This window comes from Microcystis sp. MC19, assembly GCF_003019735.1.
Lineage (GTDB): Bacteria > Cyanobacteriota > Cyanobacteriia > Cyanobacteriales > Microcystaceae > Microcystis.
The window spans coordinates 4,962,169-4,980,315 of sequence record NZ_CP020664.1 but is presented as its reverse complement, the minus strand read 5'-3'; the positions used below and the strand labels follow the sequence as shown (position 1 = coordinate 4,980,315).

Annotated in this window: 18 protein-coding genes and 2 pseudogenes; 10 read left to right on the top strand and 10 right to left on the bottom strand. The window is 41.4% G+C overall.

Annotated elements, in window-relative coordinates:
• Positions 1-290 precede the first annotated feature (290 nt).
• Both B5D77_RS25400 and B5D77_RS25395 read left to right on the top strand, forming a co-directional pair.
• Positions 291-659 carry a hypothetical protein gene (locus B5D77_RS25400; RefSeq protein WP_008200332.1) on the top strand — a complete coding sequence of 123 codons (369 nt, stop codon included), beginning with the start codon at positions 291-293 and terminating at the stop codon, positions 657-659.
• Positions 656-1,669 carry a folate-binding protein YgfZ gene (locus tag B5D77_RS25395; RefSeq protein WP_106909916.1) on the top strand — a complete coding sequence of 338 codons (1,014 nt, stop codon included), beginning with the start codon at positions 656-658 and terminating at the stop codon, positions 1,667-1,669. Before B5D77_RS25400 ends, B5D77_RS25395 begins: the two co-directional genes overlap by 4 nt.
• A gap of 192 nt (positions 1,670-1,861) precedes the next feature.
• Here B5D77_RS25395 and B5D77_RS25390 read toward each other — a convergent pair whose 3' ends face one another.
• The 7 genes from B5D77_RS25390 to B5D77_RS25360 all read right to left on the bottom strand — a co-directional run bounded on the left by B5D77_RS25390 (position 1,862) and on the right by B5D77_RS25360 (position 6,785).
• Positions 1,862-2,065 (bottom strand): hypothetical protein, encoded by a 204-nt coding sequence (locus B5D77_RS25390; protein WP_254053022.1) that lies wholly within the window; start codon positions 2,063-2,065, stop codon positions 1,862-1,864.
• A complete protein-coding gene (locus tag B5D77_RS25385) occupies positions 2,022-3,680 on the bottom strand; it encodes an NAD+ synthase (RefSeq protein ID WP_106909915.1) in 1,659 nt (552 codons plus the stop codon). Before B5D77_RS25385 ends, B5D77_RS25390 begins: the two co-directional genes overlap by 44 nt.
• 12 nt (positions 3,681-3,692) lie before the next feature.
• On the bottom strand, positions 3,693-4,421 hold the full coding sequence (locus tag B5D77_RS25380; protein WP_106909914.1) for an NUDIX domain-containing protein: 729 nt from the start codon (positions 4,419-4,421) through the stop codon (positions 3,693-3,695).
• Complete coding sequence (locus B5D77_RS25375; protein ID WP_002743664.1) at positions 4,418-4,984, bottom strand: nicotinate-nucleotide adenylyltransferase; 567 nt, start codon at positions 4,982-4,984, stop codon at positions 4,418-4,420. Before B5D77_RS25375 ends, B5D77_RS25380 begins: the two co-directional genes overlap by 4 nt.
• A 531-nt stretch (positions 4,985-5,515) precedes the next feature.
• Positions 5,516-6,106, bottom strand: coding sequence for an RES family NAD+ phosphorylase (locus tag B5D77_RS25370; protein WP_106909913.1), 591 nt, complete (start codon positions 6,104-6,106; stop codon positions 5,516-5,518).
• Positions 6,106-6,546 (bottom strand): hypothetical protein, encoded by a 441-nt coding sequence (locus B5D77_RS25365; RefSeq protein ID WP_106909912.1) that lies wholly within the window; start codon positions 6,544-6,546, stop codon positions 6,106-6,108. Before B5D77_RS25365 ends, B5D77_RS25370 begins: the two co-directional genes overlap by 1 nt.
• Positions 6,547-6,548: 2 nt before the next feature.
• Positions 6,549-6,785 carry a hypothetical protein gene (locus B5D77_RS25360; RefSeq protein ID WP_106909911.1) on the bottom strand — a complete coding sequence of 79 codons (237 nt, stop codon included), beginning with the start codon at positions 6,783-6,785 and terminating at the stop codon, positions 6,549-6,551.
• Positions 6,786-7,078: 293 nt separating this feature from the next.
• On the opposite strand from B5D77_RS25360, the gene B5D77_RS27825 reads away from it, so the two are divergent.
• The 3 genes from B5D77_RS27825 to B5D77_RS25350 all read left to right on the top strand — a co-directional run bounded on the left by B5D77_RS27825 (position 7,079) and on the right by B5D77_RS25350 (position 10,185).
• Entirely contained in the window at positions 7,079-7,207 is a 129-nt protein-coding gene (locus B5D77_RS27825) for a hypothetical protein (protein WP_002739494.1), read from the top strand.
• Positions 7,208-7,480: 273 nt separating this feature from the next.
• Positions 7,481-7,999 carry a hypothetical protein gene (locus B5D77_RS25355; protein WP_106909910.1) on the top strand — a complete coding sequence of 173 codons (519 nt, stop codon included), beginning with the start codon at positions 7,481-7,483 and terminating at the stop codon, positions 7,997-7,999.
• Positions 8,000-8,040: 41 nt separating this feature from the next.
• The gene (locus B5D77_RS25350; RefSeq protein ID WP_106909909.1) at positions 8,041-10,185 is read left to right on the top strand and encodes a pentapeptide repeat-containing protein; all 2,145 of its coding nucleotides are present in this window, start codon (positions 8,041-8,043) and stop codon (positions 10,183-10,185) included.
• A gap of 78 nt (positions 10,186-10,263) precedes the next feature.
• Here B5D77_RS25350 and B5D77_RS25345 read toward each other — a convergent pair whose 3' ends face one another.
• Positions 10,264-10,470, bottom strand: coding sequence for a hypothetical protein (locus B5D77_RS25345; RefSeq protein ID WP_002740011.1), 207 nt, complete (start codon positions 10,468-10,470; stop codon positions 10,264-10,266).
• A gap of 230 nt (positions 10,471-10,700) precedes the next feature.
• Here B5D77_RS25345 and B5D77_RS25340 point away from each other — a divergent pair, with 230 nt between their 5' ends.
• Complete coding sequence (locus B5D77_RS25340; protein WP_106909908.1) at positions 10,701-11,312, top strand: Uma2 family endonuclease; 612 nt, start codon at positions 10,701-10,703, stop codon at positions 11,310-11,312.
• 270 nt (positions 11,313-11,582) lie between these two features.
• On the opposite strand, the gene B5D77_RS25335 is transcribed toward B5D77_RS25340, so the two are convergent.
• The gene (locus tag B5D77_RS25335) at positions 11,583-11,837 is read right to left on the bottom strand and encodes a hypothetical protein (protein ID WP_002776534.1); all 255 of its coding nucleotides are present in this window, start codon (positions 11,835-11,837) and stop codon (positions 11,583-11,585) included.
• Positions 11,834-13,540: a TrkA family potassium uptake protein gene (locus B5D77_RS25330; protein WP_106909907.1), complete on the bottom strand. Its 1,707-nt coding sequence runs from the start codon at positions 13,538-13,540 to the stop codon at positions 11,834-11,836. Before B5D77_RS25330 ends, B5D77_RS25335 begins: the two co-directional genes overlap by 4 nt.
• Positions 13,541-13,690: 150 nt before the next feature.
• Here B5D77_RS25330 and B5D77_RS25325 point away from each other — a divergent pair, with 150 nt between their 5' ends.
• The 4 genes and pseudogenes from B5D77_RS25325 (at position 13,691) to glgX (ending at position 18,032) form a co-directional block, all read left to right on the top strand.
• Positions 13,691-14,620: a DUF4351 domain-containing protein gene (locus B5D77_RS25325; RefSeq protein ID WP_106909906.1), complete on the top strand. Its 930-nt coding sequence runs from the start codon at positions 13,691-13,693 to the stop codon at positions 14,618-14,620.
• Positions 14,621-14,659: 39 nt separating this feature from the next.
• Positions 14,660-15,095, top strand: a pseudogene (locus tag B5D77_RS25320) (hypothetical protein); the annotation flags it as partial.
• 120 nt (positions 15,096-15,215) lie between these two features.
• A pseudogene (locus tag B5D77_RS25315) lies at positions 15,216-15,677 on the top strand (DUF4351 domain-containing protein); the annotation flags it as partial.
• Positions 15,678-15,953: 276 nt separating this feature from the next.
• Positions 15,954-18,032 carry a glycogen debranching protein GlgX gene (gene glgX, locus B5D77_RS25310; protein ID WP_008200291.1) on the top strand — a complete coding sequence of 693 codons (2,079 nt, stop codon included), beginning with the start codon at positions 15,954-15,956 and terminating at the stop codon, positions 18,030-18,032.
• Positions 18,033-18,147: the final 115 nt, after the last annotated feature.

Below are 18,147 nucleotides of genomic sequence, written 5' to 3'. Positions count from 1 at the left end.
TTATCAGTTATCAGTAAACAGTAACCAGTGATCAGTAAACAGTAAACAGTAAACAGTGAAAAGACAGCACTGTTCATGCCGTTATCACTTAAGTAGGTGGGTGGAATTAAATATAAAATAAACGTAGGTTGGGTTGAAGCATGAAACCCAACGCCCGCATGGGTTACGCTACCGCTAACCCATCCTACAAATAATTGTGCCTACCTACTTAATCCTCAAATCTGATAACTGCCTTTATCACTTAATCCTCAAATCTGATAACTGATAACTGATAACTGATCACTGATAAGATGAATCCAAAATTTAAAGATATTACCGCTTGGGAACAGGCACAATTATTAATGCAGCCGGCATTTATTCGGGTGCTGGATAATCTGCGTAAACAGTTAGAAAATTCCCTATGGAAAGGAACTTATACAGAAATTCAAGATCCCTATCCCAGTTATCTGCTCTGTTTGACTTATCTCGATCGCTCCGTTACTGTAAATATTTGGGAACTTTGTTTTCAAGTCTGTTTTCTCGATTATCCCACCGATGAAGGAGAGAGCGTCACCATCGATACCAGTCTCCTCGACCCCACCGGTGAACTAGATTGGCAGAGTTTGGAAACGAAAACCGAGCGCATTATTAACCGATTATTCGCTAATTTACCCCAATGAAAGCAGATTTAGAAACGATCAAGGCAGAGTATGCCGCTAATTTTCTCAAAGATTACCACAATGATCCCCAAAGTTTAGCATCCCAAACAATTTTAATCGATCGCTCCGATTGGGGTTTATTAGAATTAAAAGGCCAGGACCGACTGCGTTTTCTCCACAATCAAACCAGTAACGCGATCGATCGCCTGAAACCGGGTCAGGGTTGTGAGACAATTTTCCTTAACTCTACCGGTCGTACTCTCGATTTTGTCACAGTTTACGCCGGCGATGATTCCCTCCTCATCCTCGTTTCTCCCCAACGTCGTCAATTTTTACTGGAATTGATCGATCGCTATATTTTCCCCTTCGATAAGGTGGAAATTAGCGACTTAACCGATAATTTTGGCATTTTCAGCCTAATCGGTACTGAAAGCGGGCAATACCTGCAAAAAATCGCCATTCCAGAGCAGATTTTAACGGGGGTGCAGCATAGTCATTATCTCCTTTCTCAACCCGCCCTGAGAGTGGCCGTCGGCACCGGCTTAGACCTACCCGGATACACTTTAATCGTTGCCGCCGCCGAAGCCGGTCCCCTCTGGGAAAATTTAATTAAAAATGGCGTTACTCCCGCCGATGAGCAGGTGTGGGAATACCTGAGAATCCATCAGGGCCGACCGGCAGTCGATCGAGAATTAACCGAAGATTATAACCCTTTAGAGGCCGGTTTATGGCGAGCGATTGTCTTTGATAAGGGTTGTTATATTGGTCAAGAAACTATCGCCCGTCTTAACACCTATAAAGGCGTAAAACAAAGACTTTGGGGCATAAAACTCAGCCAACCCGTCCCCAGCAATACCCCGATTATTTTAGAAGCGCAAAAAGTCGGTTTACTCACCAGTGTGCTGGAGGATTTTGGCTTGGGTTATGTGAAAACAAAAGCGGGAGGAGAGGGTTTAAAAGTACAAATCGGCGAGGCAACAGGAGAATTAATCCCCTTACCCTTCCTCTCTCACGAATACCCCTTTCAGTGAACAGTAATCAGTAAACAGTGATCAGTAATCAGAACGTAGGTTGGGTTGAAGTATGAAACCCAACGCCCGCCTGGGTTAGTGATAACTCACATCTGATATAGTCATTTCAGATAATTCTGATCCACTCTAGACCGATGAAAACCTTATGAACTCTGGCATTTATATTCTCAATCTTAATTGAAATGACTATAACTAATAACTAATAACTGATAACTGATAACTGATAACTGATAACTGATAACTGATAACTGATAACTGATAACTGATAACTGATAACTGATAACTGATAACTGATAACTGATAACTGATAACTGATAACTGATAACTGATAACTGATAACTGAAAAACCCCCCTAACCCCAGCGACTAGCGATAGGCATTCGCCAACCAGTGCCAAAAGCGCGATCGCTAATTTTTAAGACCGGGGGAGCTTGTTTGCGCTTAAATTCGGCATTTTTAACTAATTTAATCACTTTCTGCACAATTTCAGGCTCAAAACCGGCGGCGATAATTTGTTCGGCGGATTGATGGCGATCGATTAATAGTGCTAAAATAGCATCTAAAATCTCGTAGGGAGGTAAAGAATCTTGATCCTTCTGATTGGGTTTTAATTCAGCACTAGGAGCTTTATTAATCACATTGAGGGGAATAATTTCCCCGTGCCGATTTAACCAGCGACAGAGGGAATAAACCCTCGTTTTCGGCACATCAGCAATCACTGCTAAACCACCATTCATATCACCGTAAAGGGTGCAATATCCCACCGCCATTTCTGATTTATTGCCAGTGGATAATAGTAAATGACCGAATTTATTAGAGAGAGCCATCAATAAATTACCGCGAATGCGTGACTGAAGATTTTCTTCAGCAATACCGAAATCAGTCCCAGCGAAAAGACCATCTAAAAGTTGATCATAAGCAGTCATAATTTCTTTAATTGCTAACTTCTCACTTTTGATACCTAAATTATTAACTAAAGCCACTGCATCGCTAATGGAATGGTCGGAACTATAGGGAGAAGGCATCATCACAGCGAGAACATTTTCTTTACCTAATGCGTCGCTGGCAATAGCGGCAACTAAACTGGAATCAATGCCACCACTCAAGCCGAAAATTACCCGTTTAAAACCGCATTTCTGCACATAATCTCGCACTCCTAAGACTAAAGCTCGATAAATTTCCTCATCTTCATCGACGGGTAAAGGATGAATAACTGCGGGTAACAAATCCTGATTAAACTCGATCAACTCTAGGCTAGAAGTAAATGCTTGGGCGCGATAAATCACTTCTCCTTGTCGGTTAAAAGCAACACTGTCACCATCAAAAATTAAATCATCATTTCCTCCCACTTGATTGACGTAAACTATCGGTAAATTATATCTAGTGGCACTATGGGATAATAAAGATTCTCGCAATTTTTGCTTACCGACACTGTAGGGAGAAGCGGAAAGATTAACGATTAAATCCACTCCTAAATTAGCTAAATCGGCGATGGGATTAACCGCGTATTGACGCTGACCCCAAAATTGTTCATCATTCCAAACATCTTCACAGATAGTTACACCAATTTTAAAATTATTTTCTGTTAGTTGAAAATATTGACTTTCTTTCCCAGAAGCAAAGTAACGATCCTCATCAAAAACATCATAGGTAGGCAATAAACGTTTAGTAAAAATTTGTTTAATTTCTTGACTTTTTAGCAAAGCTATGCTATTAAATAACGGCTTTTCTCCCCTGACCGTTGCCGAGGGATTTTTTTCGACAAAACCGACTAAGACGGCTAACTTTTCTGGTAATTGTTGGGACAATAATTGCAATTGTTGAGACATTTTCTCCACAAAACCCAGATTTAATAACAAGTCTCTGGGAGGATAACCACAGAGGGATAATTCCGGGGTTAAAAGTAATTCCGCTCCCTGATTAAATGCCGTTTGAGCGGCCTCTAAAATTCTTTGGGCATTTCCTTCGATATCTCCAACAATGGGATTTAATTGAGCGATAGCAATTCTCATATTTTTTCCTATTTAAACAAAAACTAACGGTTGCTCTTTAAAGGGAGCAAAAGCTTTTTCATCAAAGCGATATAAACTAGCAGGACGACCGGCACCACGAGAGACTTTTAAACCCATATCCTTGAGAAATCCTAATTTCAATAGCCGATTTCTGAAGTTAGAATAATCACTAAAATTTTTACCTAAAATTGTCTCATAAAATTGATAAAGATCATTTAAAGTAAATAATTCTGGTAAAACCTCAAAAGCGACGGGACTATACTCTACTTTATTGCGTAATCTTTGCCAGCCATATTCCAAAATTTGACCGTGATTAAAGGCTAAATCTGGCACTTTATCAATCATATACCAAGTGATATTATAATCCCGTTCAGTGATTAACTTTGCTTCTTCAAACCGCACTAAAGCGAAGTAACTCACCGATAGATAACGTTTCCCAAAACTCGCGGATGCTGCCGGGGAATCTACCTCTGGACTGCCAAAAGTATATAACTGTTCTAGATAGAGATTATTGACGCTAATTTTCTCGGCTAAAATTCGATAGGCTGCCGTTTCCAGTGATTCCCCATTTCTAACTAAAGTTCCGGGTAAACTCCAGTAATTACTAAAGGGTTCTTCCCGTCGTTTAATCAGAAGCACCAGCAGCCGATTTAATTGGGTATCAACGGAAAAGATCACGTTATCAACTCCCACTTTAAAATCAGCTAGAGATTTATTAGCTAGGGTCTTTGGCGGTTTCATGCGTAAAGTTTTTGACCTTCGATATAATCTTTAATCGGTGCAGGAACAGCCTGTTTATCGCCTTTTTCTCGATAATCTGTTGAGGATACAGCCGGAGCAAATACATCGGCAATCAGACAATCACCCCCTAATGTTTGCAGTTGTTCAATATCATCTTGATTAATAGGATAACCGGGACGAGGAATCACGAGAATTTTGACTTTTTCTAGTAATTCTTGGCTACGATACCAGTGCCTAATTTGTCCAGCTAAATCAGAACCAATGACTAGGGTATATTCCTCCTGTTCTCCCCAAATTGCTTGCGCTTTTTCCACACTAATTAAGCTACGTCGATCGCTTAATTCTCGTCGCAGTTGTATATTATCCCTTGGGGGTTGAATATCCCGGATGAGCAAATTTAACATCCTCAGACGATGTTCGAGACTGGTTTGATGATTTTTAAAGGGATTATCGGCGGCCCAAACTGCAACAATATCGTACTGTTCCGATAACCATTTTAGTATGGCTTGATGACCGGCAGTGGGAGGATCGGCACTGGTTCCAAAAAGGGCAATTTTAAGCATAGGATTCAATTGCTTGCTCACTGAGGGATTAGTTTAACTCTGCTCAAGCTTGGCAAAGATTAACTTCTCCCCATTATAGTTGATTTTACCAAAATAGGGCAAGAGGATCAGTGATCAGTAATCAGTAATCAGTAATCAGTGATCAGTGAAGTTTTGCGACGAGTGGGCTGCTATTAACTTAACAGAAAATTCCCTAACACTTGGCCGTTCTGAATAGGGGAGATTGCGTCTAATTGCAAAGGGTGCATCTCACATTTGCAGAAATACCGACAATCAGCACTTATCAGTGACTCTTAAATTGGTACAAAAATATGAACAATCGCGTGTAAGCATCCCACCGAAAAGCTAATGCGCGGGGGGTTTGGGGGCGGCGCCACGCCCCCAACGGGGGGTTTGGGGGGTTCTACCCCCCAAAGGCTTGGATTGAGTGATAAAATCGGAAGTAATGCCCGATTTTAAAAGAGAGTTTCCCCGTAAAAATCCCAATTGGTAGATTGACAAAAATGAGATGCACCTATTGCAAAAAGATACTTATTCTTGAATAAGAGCATAATCATAATGCTCCAAAATTTCACCTAAACAGGATGAATTATCATCGTATAAATTACCTAAGTTGTCTTCTTGCAAATGGTTTCTAACCCGATCAAAAAGCCCAACGGAATAGACACTATCATCATGACGAGAACGGTATCTAATCCCATCTACTGCTTGGGGATGTCCCCAAATTGCCTGCCCCCAAGTCCGACAATATTCATAATCACCGGAAGAAATGCGGGCATCTATTCCTATGCGAACAAGGGCCGGCCCCGTTAAGTCGGCCAACACTAAAGTGCGATCGCTTCTAATTCTAAAAAGATTTCTATTTCTTAGGGCTGTAACGGTTACGGCTCCGTCAAATGTTCGTCCAAAACATTCAATAAAGGTACTGTACTCATCACCCACATAGAGAAGCCCATAGCCCTGATTTGGCCCATCGAAACGACCGCTACCACTGCGGTCAAAATGAAGACTAGAAAGGTGTCCGGTTTTATTTAATCTTAGCCAGGGGCCTGGGGTTTCAATGACGGGCAATTGACGCTGACTAAAATCGTCTGGTGGGAGGGGAAAAGGAGGCAAACCCATTACGCCGCGCTATGACTCCCGTAACACTTAGCGGCCAAAACCACTGGCTCGATTTCTCCCTTTTGGAGTTTTTCTAGCGGGGTTGCTCCCTCTAAACGAATATCACCCGTGAGCAGAAAGAGCATTTGTGTCCAAGCACCGTCTTCTTTAAGGACGGCTAACACTTGGTCTAAACCAGACAAAACTTTGCCATCAATAAATTGCCAAGCAGGATAAACTAATTCTTCGTTGACAGATAAACCTAAGACCTGATGATTGAGCCTCATAGTTTCTAATTCCAAAGAACTACAGGCTAAAACACTACAAACCTCGGCGCTGGTTAAGGTTCCGCCTTGCTTAGATAGGAACCGCTTCTTCGCTTCTTCGCCTCGTTTAATGGCAGCTGCCAACGCAGGGGACAAAGCTAAAGGAGATTGTGTTTTTTGTATGGATTCTAACATTTTTAAGCAACCCTACCACCGTCAACAAGACCTGTATAAAACAAATACAAGTCTCCCTTCAAATGTTTAGTCTCTTGTATCAGCTTACTTTTGTCGTCTGAATACCCAATAACCTTACCTTTCTCTGGCCAGCCATATTTGTCGCACCCAGTGATCTCTACGACCACCCATTGATCGGGGTAATCGGATGAGACATCGGCTATACTCAAATCTTCTGTTTTGTGGCTAAGTGTTTTCATGGCTAAGGTGGGAGTTGATTTGATCAGGATCTTTGTTTTTGCCTAGTAGTGTTTTGCTCCTCGTGTCAGGAATCCCTAACATTATTAGCTTGACTCAATCTACCCTCATGGGCTACTATGCGGGGATGATAATGATGAGTAAAGGGCCAGCACCCGCGAGGATACTGTCCCTCTCCTAGCTTCGCATCATCGGGATTAACCCTCTCAATTAGCCCACCAGGAGACTTAAAAACCTTAGTAAGTGGACTCAAGAAGCCAGGAGGTCAATCAATATGAAGAACTTACTCACTGTCATGCTCCTAAGCTCCCTTGCTTACGGCGTAGCTGTCGGGAAGATTCATCCCTATGACTACGTTTTTATCTACACCATCAACGAACTAGCAAAACGTCAGGGTGGAGATAATCAAGGCGGGAAGCGATAGGTAGAACGTTTACCTAATTCAAGCTGGGCAGTGCGCCAACACTCGACCAGCTTTTTTGTACTGTTTTTTACTATCGCTCTATCTTCCTTAATTGTATCCATAATATAATCACTTACTGTAAGAATCTCAACCAACAATTATTGCAAAGTTAAACCAACAATTGTTGCAAAGTTAAACCAACAATTGTTGCTATGATTAAACAATAATTGTTGGTACTCCATTTCAAAATATGCGAACTAGCTCGAAAATACAGCCATGAAGACGCTCTCGTCAATGCCCCAAAACCTATCCGATGCCGAAAGGCAAGCAAGCAACTGTGGTTTGGATATTTCCAAGCTACAAGCTTTGTTGGCAGAAATCGAACCCGCATCTGAAAAATACAAAATGCCCCTGTCACTGTGTGATGCCCAAAAACAGGCAAGAAACTGTGGTTTGGATATACCCAAACTAGAAGCTTTGTTGGAAGAAATCGGAACCCTATCTGAAAAATACAAAATTATTTTTTATCTGGCGGCTACAGGACTTTATTCCGCCGATGATTTGGCTGAAATGTTCAATCATAGCAGCGGCAAAAATCTAAACGCAGATTTCAACAAAAATCTAGCATCCTATCTTAAACTTTGCCTTGATTTAGATGAAAGTGATCGTCTGGGAATTACTTCTCTAAGAAGGATTCTCTTTAAAAAGGGCTATTTTGTTGACATTAATGACGATGAATTAGTGAGAGTTTTGCGAACACGCTACGCTGAAAATTCTCAAACAGAGCAGTCTTTTACTGTCAGACAAAATTAGTGCGGATGAGAAGACCACCAATCAAGGAGATTGATTTAAAAATGGAAAACACAGAGTTATTGTGCGAGATACCAACATCGGTCACTCCCCGTGCTGACATTATTAATGGTTTGTTAGCTCAACTAGACAATGAACAAAATAGCGATCGCCGTGCTGAAATCATAAGGAAATTAGGAGAATATCCTGAGCCTCAAGTGATTAAAAAACTTTGGGATTTGAGAAATAATCTCGAAAGCGAATCTGATGATTTTGTGCAGTACGAAATCAAGCTTAGTTTGCGTAAAGTGACTAATCATCCTAGTATAAATATTGATTTTTTTCTGGGTAACTTAGAAGTATTCCCATCAAAAGACAACAATTCTCAAGCTCCAAAAGTCTTAATTGACGCTGCTCTGATTGAAGAGTTTTTATTACGAAATCAGACGACTCTTAACAGGGAAGCTACTAGGGTTATGGGACTTGTTTTAGAGGGAAAAATTAATCCTTACATTGGGGAAATGGGATTAATCAAAATTTGGCATAATATCAAAAATCTGAAATCTAGAGAAGATGCCAATCGTTTGATCATTGAACTTCTGAGTAAGATTAACGTCGGTCAAGTTAACTTGAAAGAAATTGACCTAGAAAAATATCCGAACGTTAATTTAACAACGGCAATTCAAGTTGAGATTGCCAGAAAGTATAGCCTAGCAGGTATTATCACCATCAGAGATCGAGAATTCATTGCCAGTGGGTATCCTTTTGTGGGTTCTCCTTCCTTATTCTTACAGTCTTTAGGGAAAGATACCTCGCCAGCTTCTATCGAAAGAACTCTCAAAAATCTCGGTAAAGCGGCAATGGAACATGAAAAAGAAAAACTCAATCTTCTTTTAGAAAACGAGCCTCAACAAAACTTATTCTTTGAAGATAATCTTTTGCTTTTTCAAGGCTGGAAAATTGAGAACTTTGAAATTCTTTGTGCCAATAACAATTTAACTTCCGCGACAGTTATCCTATGTAATACAAAAACCCAAGAGCGTTACACTGAATCAGCCTTTAAAAAAGGTTCAGTAGATGCACTTTGTACTGCTTTTAATGAGGCTCTAGCTCATTTAGTTGAGGTTAAACATACCCTTAAATCTATCTATTTAGCCAACTTGACACCGGGTCAACAAGGAGCCATAACTGTCAAGGCGGCGGTTGAGTATGATGGTAAAGAAGTTATTACCATCCACACCCATGAAAATATTCTCAAGGCTCATTTTTTCGCCTACGTCAAAGCGATGATTGCCGTTTATGCACCCGATGAATATCACCCCGATATTCATAGCACAAAAGAATTGACATATTTGCACAAAATTGGCGAACGAGATTTTCATGGACTGAATTTCAGCCAAGTCAATTTAATGGATACCCCAGGCAATCTTTCCGATGCAAAATTGATGGGATGTAACTTCAGTCAGGCTAATCTTTCGAGGGTTAATTTAACTAATGCTGATTTAACAGGAGCCGATTTAAGTCATGCCAATTTGAGCAAAGCTAATCTAACGGGAGCCAATTTGAGTAAAGCTAATCTAACGGGAGCTAACTTGACCGATGTTAAATTAGATGAAAATAATCTAACCCTCCTTGATGGCACAATTTTAACTAACACAATTATGCCTGAAATTAACATTGAAATTAGCGGCGAATCCCGTTTAGAAAAGGTTGCTCAACTACTCAAACACATTGATCCTAAAAGTCAATCTCGAATCTTGGCTGTTCACTCCATGACAGATTGCATCTGGTGGGATAATCCCCTTGGTCAAAAATTCTGGGAAGTTAACAAAGAACTAATCAAAAGGGAGATTTCTATTCAACGAGTCTTTATTCTTCCTGAAGCTCGGAATCCAAAGCATTTACAGGTGATTCAGGAACAACTTAACTCTGGCATAGAAGTTGCTTTGATTTGTCAGGAAAAAGCCAAAGATGTTGAAGGCTATCCTTGGGATGATACCAACCTATTGATTAGCGAAAACTTATCTGTTCCAAGAAATTCTTTTACAGCGAGAAGAATTATGAATGGTCAAACAGAATCAGGTTATATTTCCTATCAAACAAGAGTTGTCGAGACAGATAAAAGTATCTTTAATGCTCTATGGGAAAAATCTGAAAAACTCTCTACTCAAGCTAATATTCAGGAACAATTAGCAAACCTGAATACCTGACCCCGAACTTTATTGTTTTATTAACTGATGATCACAAGGCGATCGCTCTTTCTATTTTGTTTTCATAAAAAGCGATCGCTAAAAAGAAATTTCTCGGTCGTTTGTCACACAATCCTGAAGATATAAATCAATTAATTCCTGATAAGAAATTCCTTTTTCTTTTGCTTTTTTTTCAAAGAAATCAATGACATCAATCCTTAAAGGTAAAGTGACCTGCCGCTTGAGTTGTTGAGCAAAAGGATTAGGACGACTTTTCATATTAGCGAGATCATACTCTGATTTCATCAACAATAACCTCGATGAGGACAGTATAGTATTTTGGTTAAATTTAACGACTCAATTATAGTACATACAATCAAATTAACGATAGTTTGCTCTTAAAAAATTGTTCTCTCTCACCTCAGAAAAACTGCGATCGCTCTTTCTATTCTGATTGGATAAAAAGCGATCGCTTCCCCACAATCCCTAAAAAATAACCATAAAATTAATTAATAGAATATCGGAGAAAGACAAAGATGATTATCGCTCAAGAAAAACCAACTATTGCGACAGTCACCAAAACCCCTGTCACTTTGGAAGCATATCGGGCGATCGCTGAAACTTCTCAGGAACGTTATGAATATTGCCATGGAGAAATGATTCTTATGCCTGGAGGAACCGCAACCCACAGCGCAATCACGATCAATATCTCGGTTTTTTTGGGATTTTTATTGAGAGATAGGGATTTTCGTCTGTATAACAGCGATCTGCGGTTGTGGATTCCTGAATATCATTGTGGAACCTATACCGATCTCATGGTTGTTAACCATGAACCGGAATTTAACGGCGATCGCAAAGACGAAATTCTTAATCCTTTATTTATTGTAGAGGTGCTTTCCCCCGCCACAGAAGCAGATGATCGAGGTGATAAATTTAGAAAATATCGTTCCCTGCCAAGTTTTTGTGAATACCTGCTCGTTAGTCAAACTGAACCCTACATTGAGCAATATCTCAGACTCGCACAGAGCGATCGCTGGCAACTACAAACCTACGATCAACTTAGTCAAATAATCCCTCTGGAGAGTTTAAACGTTGAACTTCCCTTGCTAGAAATTTATCGGCGTGTTAGTTTTGCCGCAGCCTCATAAATCCCTTAATCCGATTAATAACCTTTCTATTTTGTTTGCATAAAAAGCGATCGCTCCACAGTTTAAACTCAAAAAACGGCTCTCTTATTCCTTGTGTGATCAGTTTAACTTACTATAGAAGCGATCAATCTTTGTGTCCTCTGTGTCTCTGTGGTTCCTTCCACTCGCTCGCCAGCAGGACTGTATCTTAGAATACATTTTACCCACCAAACCTAAGAGAGCCAAAAAACCGCCATCGACAAAGAAGCGGCGAGGAATAGTTCATTAGAGCTACTCAGGATAGTTAGGCAGAGAATGATATTGAAAAATGCCAAATATACTGCCGACACTGCCAATACTAAGAATACTGCCGACACTGCCAATACTAAGAATACTGCCGACACTGCCAATACTTAGCATACTGCCGATGCTAACCAGACTTAAAATGCTGCTGGCACTAGCGAGACTTAAAATACTGCCGGCACTGCCTAAACTCAAGATACAGCGATAACTAGCTTTGCTCAGATAATTAAGACCGGAAATCATTTTAAATCGGGGAAAGATTGGGGAATAGTTAGGGAAGTATTTTGCCAAACCTGTTGTAAACGCATAGCCGGCATAGTTAGATAAAGAATATCACCTTGATCGAGAGTGATTTCCAGTAATTGCCAACCGTGGATAGTTTGACCCTGTTTTTCTAAGTAAAGTGGCACAAAATCGGCATTCATCGCCGCTTCCTTGATAATTTGCCCCATAAAAGGATGATTAGGTGTGATTAATGTAGCCAAAGCAACCCAGAGGAGATCATCGGTCATGCCATTACCGAGAATTCTACCGCCCAAAGCGGCCGCGGCGAAGGAATAGGTAGCTAGATCCCGGGGACATAATACCGTATCAAAATCAAAAACCTCTTGAATCGATCGCCCGAATTGTTCCTGAGAGCAGCGTAAAACTAGATTAATTTTAGGAGCGATCGCTTTAGCAGTGAGGGCAATCTCCACATTAATCATATCCTCGTAAGTAACCACGATCAAAGATTCAGCGTTGTTAATATTAGCGGTTTCTAGGGTAGCCACTAGACGCGCATCCTCGATGATAACGGGGATTCCCCAGGAGCGCACGGAATGCAAAAATCGATTATTGGGGTCCGATTCGATCACCACCACTTCACAGCCTTGCTCGTGCAATTGTCGCACGATCCGGGTGCCGATACCTCCTAAACCACAGATAATGTGATGATTGCGGACGGGAATGCGGGTAGCATCCCAAAACTGCTTAAAGCGACTACCGAGGATAAAATCGTTAAGGAGAGCATAACAGATACCGATAACCCCCGCACCGACAATCATCATGACCACGGTAAAAATTTTGATACTATCGGGGGTAGATTCGGCCACTTTTTCGTTACCTCCGGCACCAGTAATCATCCCGACGGAAAAATAGAGGGAATCGACGAGGGAAATTTTTTGATTAACGCTGAGATAGGTAACGGTAGCAAGGGAAATCATCCCCAAGAGGGAAAGGGTGACAAGAATTACCGGTTGGACATAGTGCTGATAGGGACGGAGATTGAGTAGATTTCTCAGCCACTTTTGCAGTTTAAAACGCTGTTTTGTTCTAATTGTCGGTTTATTGCCGATAATGAGATGATCGCCAGTTTGGAGTTTTTTGCCTAAAAGAACTGCTGAAACCAGATCAATTTCGTCGTGGGCTGGGAGATAATAGATTAACATCCGGGCCGGATCGTCCCAAAGCTCGTAGAGGGGTAATCCCCACCAAGGATGATTTTCCTCGATAATTATCTCTTGAATTGGCCAAAGGCGATCGAATAGCTGTAATTGACCGATAGCTTTATTACCAAGGGCAGCAAAGGAAAAGATCGGAGCCGCTAGGGAAGCAACGCTCATGCTAACGTGAGCAGGGAGGGTTTGATCGAGTCTTTCTCCTAAAGTTTCGTTAAATAGTCGGTTAACTATCCGAATTTTCGGGTTAATTATCCTTGCACGGGTGAGAATTTCCAGATTGAGTGCGTCGTTATCGATGGCCAAAACTAGGGTTTCTGCATCCGGGAGACCAGCTTGCAGGAGAGTTTTAGGAGAGCAGGGATCGCCGATAATAATATCAGACTGGTATTCGCAGACCATTTGGCGATTGCTAATCGCTACTACTGCCGCAGATTGTTGTTTGAGTAAACAAAAGATTTTATAACCGGTGCGACCTAATCCACAGACGATGATTTGCGGTTTCATTCGTCGAGCGCGTTTTTTGCTGATTAACCTTTCAGTTCTAGCGCAAAAACTAGGAAAAATCTGTAACTAAAGCTGCAATGCTGCTAATTTTTCCAATCAGGCTTTTAAAATGATAAAATAACCCTGATCATCGATTGAATCACTTAAGCCTTGACTCGCTTTCTTTGGGATAAATTTAGTAAAGATTACCTCGAGACTTTTCTCTCTTCTTCTGGTGACGTGAAAACTAGCCTTGACGTGACGGCAGAAACTCAAGAAATCGATGTGTATTTTCGACCGACTTCCCCAGAAATACCGCCCGAATTAGGCCTATTGGGCAAATTAGCTCAAACCCCTTGTCTATTGGAACCCTATCGCAATCCTGTCACGATTGAGGGAATTCTCGCTTGTTTATCTAAACTGTTGACTGTGCGGGAACAATTACAAAGAGAAGCTCACCGTCATCAACAACCCTTATTAGCAGAAAATATTCCTAGACTATGGATACTAACTCCTACTGCCAGTCAAAGAATTATAACTGCTTTTTCCGCTCTCAATCATCCAGATTGGGGAGAAGGAATTTATTTTTTACCTCCAGCATTAACCACATCCCTTATTGTCCTGCATCAATTACCTGAAACCCCTGAAACCCTTTGGTTAAGATTATTAGGCAGAGGAGGAAACAGAAGCAGAGCGATTGATGAATTAGAGGCCTTGTCTTCTAGTCATCCCTTCAAATCAGCTGCCTTAAAATTATTATACAATTTGAGTAGGAACTTGCAAGCCTTACCAAAAAGAACCCAGGAGGAGAGAAAATTTATTATGCGTTTAGCCCCTTTATACGAACAAGATAGAGAAGCAGCGATTGAAAAGGGTAGAATCGAAGGGATTCAACAAGGAGAAGCTATCGGACTTCAAAAAGAAGCATCCAAGTTAGTGCTACGTCAACTAAAGCGACGTTTTGGTGAACTACCCCCGCATATTACTGAAACTATCCAAAAACTCTCAGTAGAAAAATTAGAAGACTTAGGAGAAGCATTGCTATACTTTGAGACTCAAGCTGACTTAATTAATTGGCTAAACCGCTCCACAGACTTTTAAAATGATAAAATAATCATCATTGATTTAATCACTTCAGCCTTGACTCGCTTTTTTTGGGATAAATTTAGTGAAAGACTACCTCGAAACTTTTCTCGCTTCTTGCGGTGACGTGAAAACTAGCCTTAATGTGACGGCAGAAACTCAAGAAATCGATGTCTATTTTCGACCGACTTCCCCAGAAATGCCGCCCGAATTAGGTTTATTGGGCCGATTAGCTCAAACCCCTTGTCTATTAGAACCCTATCGCAATCCTGTCACGATTGAGGGCATTATTGCCTGTTTATCTAAACTGTTGACGGTGCGGGAACAATTACAAAGAGAAGCTCACCGTAGTCAACAACCCTTATTAGCAGAAAATATCCCTAGACTATGGATACTAACTCCTACTGCCAGTCAAAGAATTATAACTGCTTTTTCCGCTCAATTAAACCCAGATTGGGGAGAAGGAATTTATTTTTTACCTCCAGCATTAAGTAGGTGGGTGGAATTAAATATAAAATGAACGTAGGTTGGGTTGAAGCATGAAACCCAACGCCCGCATGGGTTACGCTACCGCTAACCCATCCTACAAATAATTGTGCCTACCTACTTAAATACATCCCTTATTGTCCTGCATCAATTACCTGAAACCCCTGAAACCCTTTGGTTAAGATTATTAGGTAGAGGAGGAACCAGAAGCAGAGCGATTGATGAATTAGAGGCATTATCTTCTAATCATCCTTTCAAATCAGCTGCCTTAAAATTATTATACAATTTGAGTAGGAACTTGCAAGCCTTACCAAAAAGAACCCAGGAAGAGAGTAAATTTATTATGCGTTTAGCCCCTTTATACGAACAAGATAGAGAAAAAGCTATTCAACAAGAAGAAGCTATCGGACTTCAACAAGGAGAAGCCAATCTATTGCTACGCTTACTTAACCGACGTTTTAGTCAACTACCCTCCCATATCACCGAAACTATCCAAAAACTAACCGTAGAACAATTAGAAGACTTAGGAGAAGCATTACTAGACTTTAAGAGTCAAGCTGACTTAATCAATTGGCTTAATCAAGCCTAGAATATTCGGGAAATGTCATTTAAAACTCCTATATTTTTTTCTTAATTGTTCGGAAAATTGAGAGCTTTATTGAATAGGGCAAGGTCTTAGAAATTAATCACGCCATCTCCAAGAAAATCTGGATTTGCTGATTTGAATTCTGATCTTCTTGGGTGAGATTTTCACAACCTAGACCAAAACTAACTTTTGGATAGGACACACATTTGGGATTCATAGCTTGATTCAGCAACGCCGAATAATCTTATACTACTCCTAATCACTTCTCATCTCTTGACAATGACCTTAGAAACCGATCACGGTAAAAGCCATCCCGTCGGGGCAACTGTCTTGGCCGATGGTGTCAACTTCTCACTATTTTCTAAGTATGCCACTGCGATCGAATTATTATTATTTGATGATACTAATTCTCCCGTACCTAGCCGGACTATTCTCCTCACCCCGCAAACAAACCGCACCTTTTTCTATTGGCATATTTTCGTTCACGGGATTGGAGTCGGTCAAGTGTATGCTTATCGAGTCTATGGTCCGGATAATCCGGCCCAGGGTCATCGCTTCGATCCTGATAAAGTAGTTCTCGATCCCTATGCGAAAGCGATTGTCGGTGCGGAAATTTATGATCGACAAGCTGCCAGCGAAAAAGGCGATAATTGTCATCGAGCTTTGCGGGGTCTGGTAGTGGATCCGGGCCGCTACGATTGGGAAGATGACAAACCGCTACGCACTCCCTACTCTGCCAGTTTTATCTACGAAATGCACGTCGGTGGTTTTACTCGTAACCCGAATTCTGGCGTTAGCGAGGAAAAAAGAGGTACTTTTGCGGGATTAATCGAAAAAATACCCTATTTGAAAAACCTAGGCATTACTGCCGTGGAATTGTTACCAATTCATTACTTTGATCCCGCTGCCGCTATGCCGGGGTTAACTAACTATTGGGGTTATAGCACGATCGGCTTTTTTGCGCCCCATGCTGGTTACAGTAGCGATCGCTCACCCCTGGGTCCTTTGAATGAATTTCGCGATCTGGTGAAAGCGTTACACAAAGCGGGGATTGAAGTGATTCTCGATGTAGTTTTCAATCATACCGCCGAGGGGGACGAAATCGGGCCGACTCTTTCCTTGAAAGGTATCGATAATCGCACCTACTACATCCTCGATGCGGTCGATAAAAGCCTCTATAGCAACTATACCGGCTGTGGTAACACCCTCAAGGGCAGTCATCCCATTGTTGGCAAAATGATTCTCGATTGTTTGCGCTATTGGGTGTCGGAAATGCACGTCGATGGTTTTCGCTTTGACCTAGCGGCCGTATTATCGCGCAATGTGGACGGGGAACCGATCCTGCAAAAAGGTTATAACATGATCTGGGCGATCGAATCGGATCCAGTCTTAGCCGGGACAAAATTAATCGCCGAAGCTTGGGACGCGGCAGGATTGTATAGTGTCGGTCAATTTGTCGAATTTGCCGATTGGTTTTCCGAGTGGAATGGTCCTTTTCGCGATGATGTGCGCGCTTTTGTCCGGGGAGATACCGGCATAGTCACGAAATTAGCGGCGCGGATTTTAGGAAGCCCCGACATATACCACAGACCTGACAACGATGTCAATAGAAGTATAAATTTTGTTACCTGTCATGATGGCTTTACCCTTAACGATCTAGTGTCCTACGACCGGAAACACAACGAGGCTAACGGCGAGAAGAATCGGGACGGTTGCAACGATAATTTTAGCTGGAATTGTGGAATAGAAGGGGAAACCAATAATGAGGCGATTAAAACCCTGCGACTGCAACAAATAAAAAATCTCTTAACGATCCTGTTCATTTCCCAAGGAACACCTATGCTGTTGATGGGGGACGAAGTGCGACGCACCCAAAAGGGCAACAATAACGCCTATTGTCAGGATAACCAGTTAAGTTGGTTCGATTGGAGTGCGGTAGAGCAAGAGTTCGATCTTTGGTGTTTCGTAAGGAGACTGATCGATTTTAATAAAAAATTAGCTCTTTTCCGTCAGGAAAAATTGCTAGAAGTCACCTATACCAGTCTTGAACCCCATCTCAGTTGGCATGGCGTACAGTTGAGTAAACCCGATTGGTCAGAAGATTCCCGCAGTTTAGCTTTTTCCCTGCGTCATCCTAAGGCAAACGAGTATTTACACATTATGCTTAACGCTTACTGGGAATCTCTCAACTTCCAGTTACCCCCCCTATTCCCAGAGGAAAAATGGCATCGCGTCATCGATACTGCTGGGCAATTGTCCGAGGCAGCCTGTGATTTAGATGCCGCCGCTGCTATTGAATCGGAAACCTATCGGGTGCAAGCGCGTTCGGCGGTAGTTTTAATCGTTAAACCAGTATAACAAGGGGAGAGATATTACCCGATCGAGCGATCTTGAATGCTTTAACTAATGAACAATGGCATCAATTCAATCGTCAAGTGAAAAAACGTTATTTATTTGCGGAGCAATAGCTGAA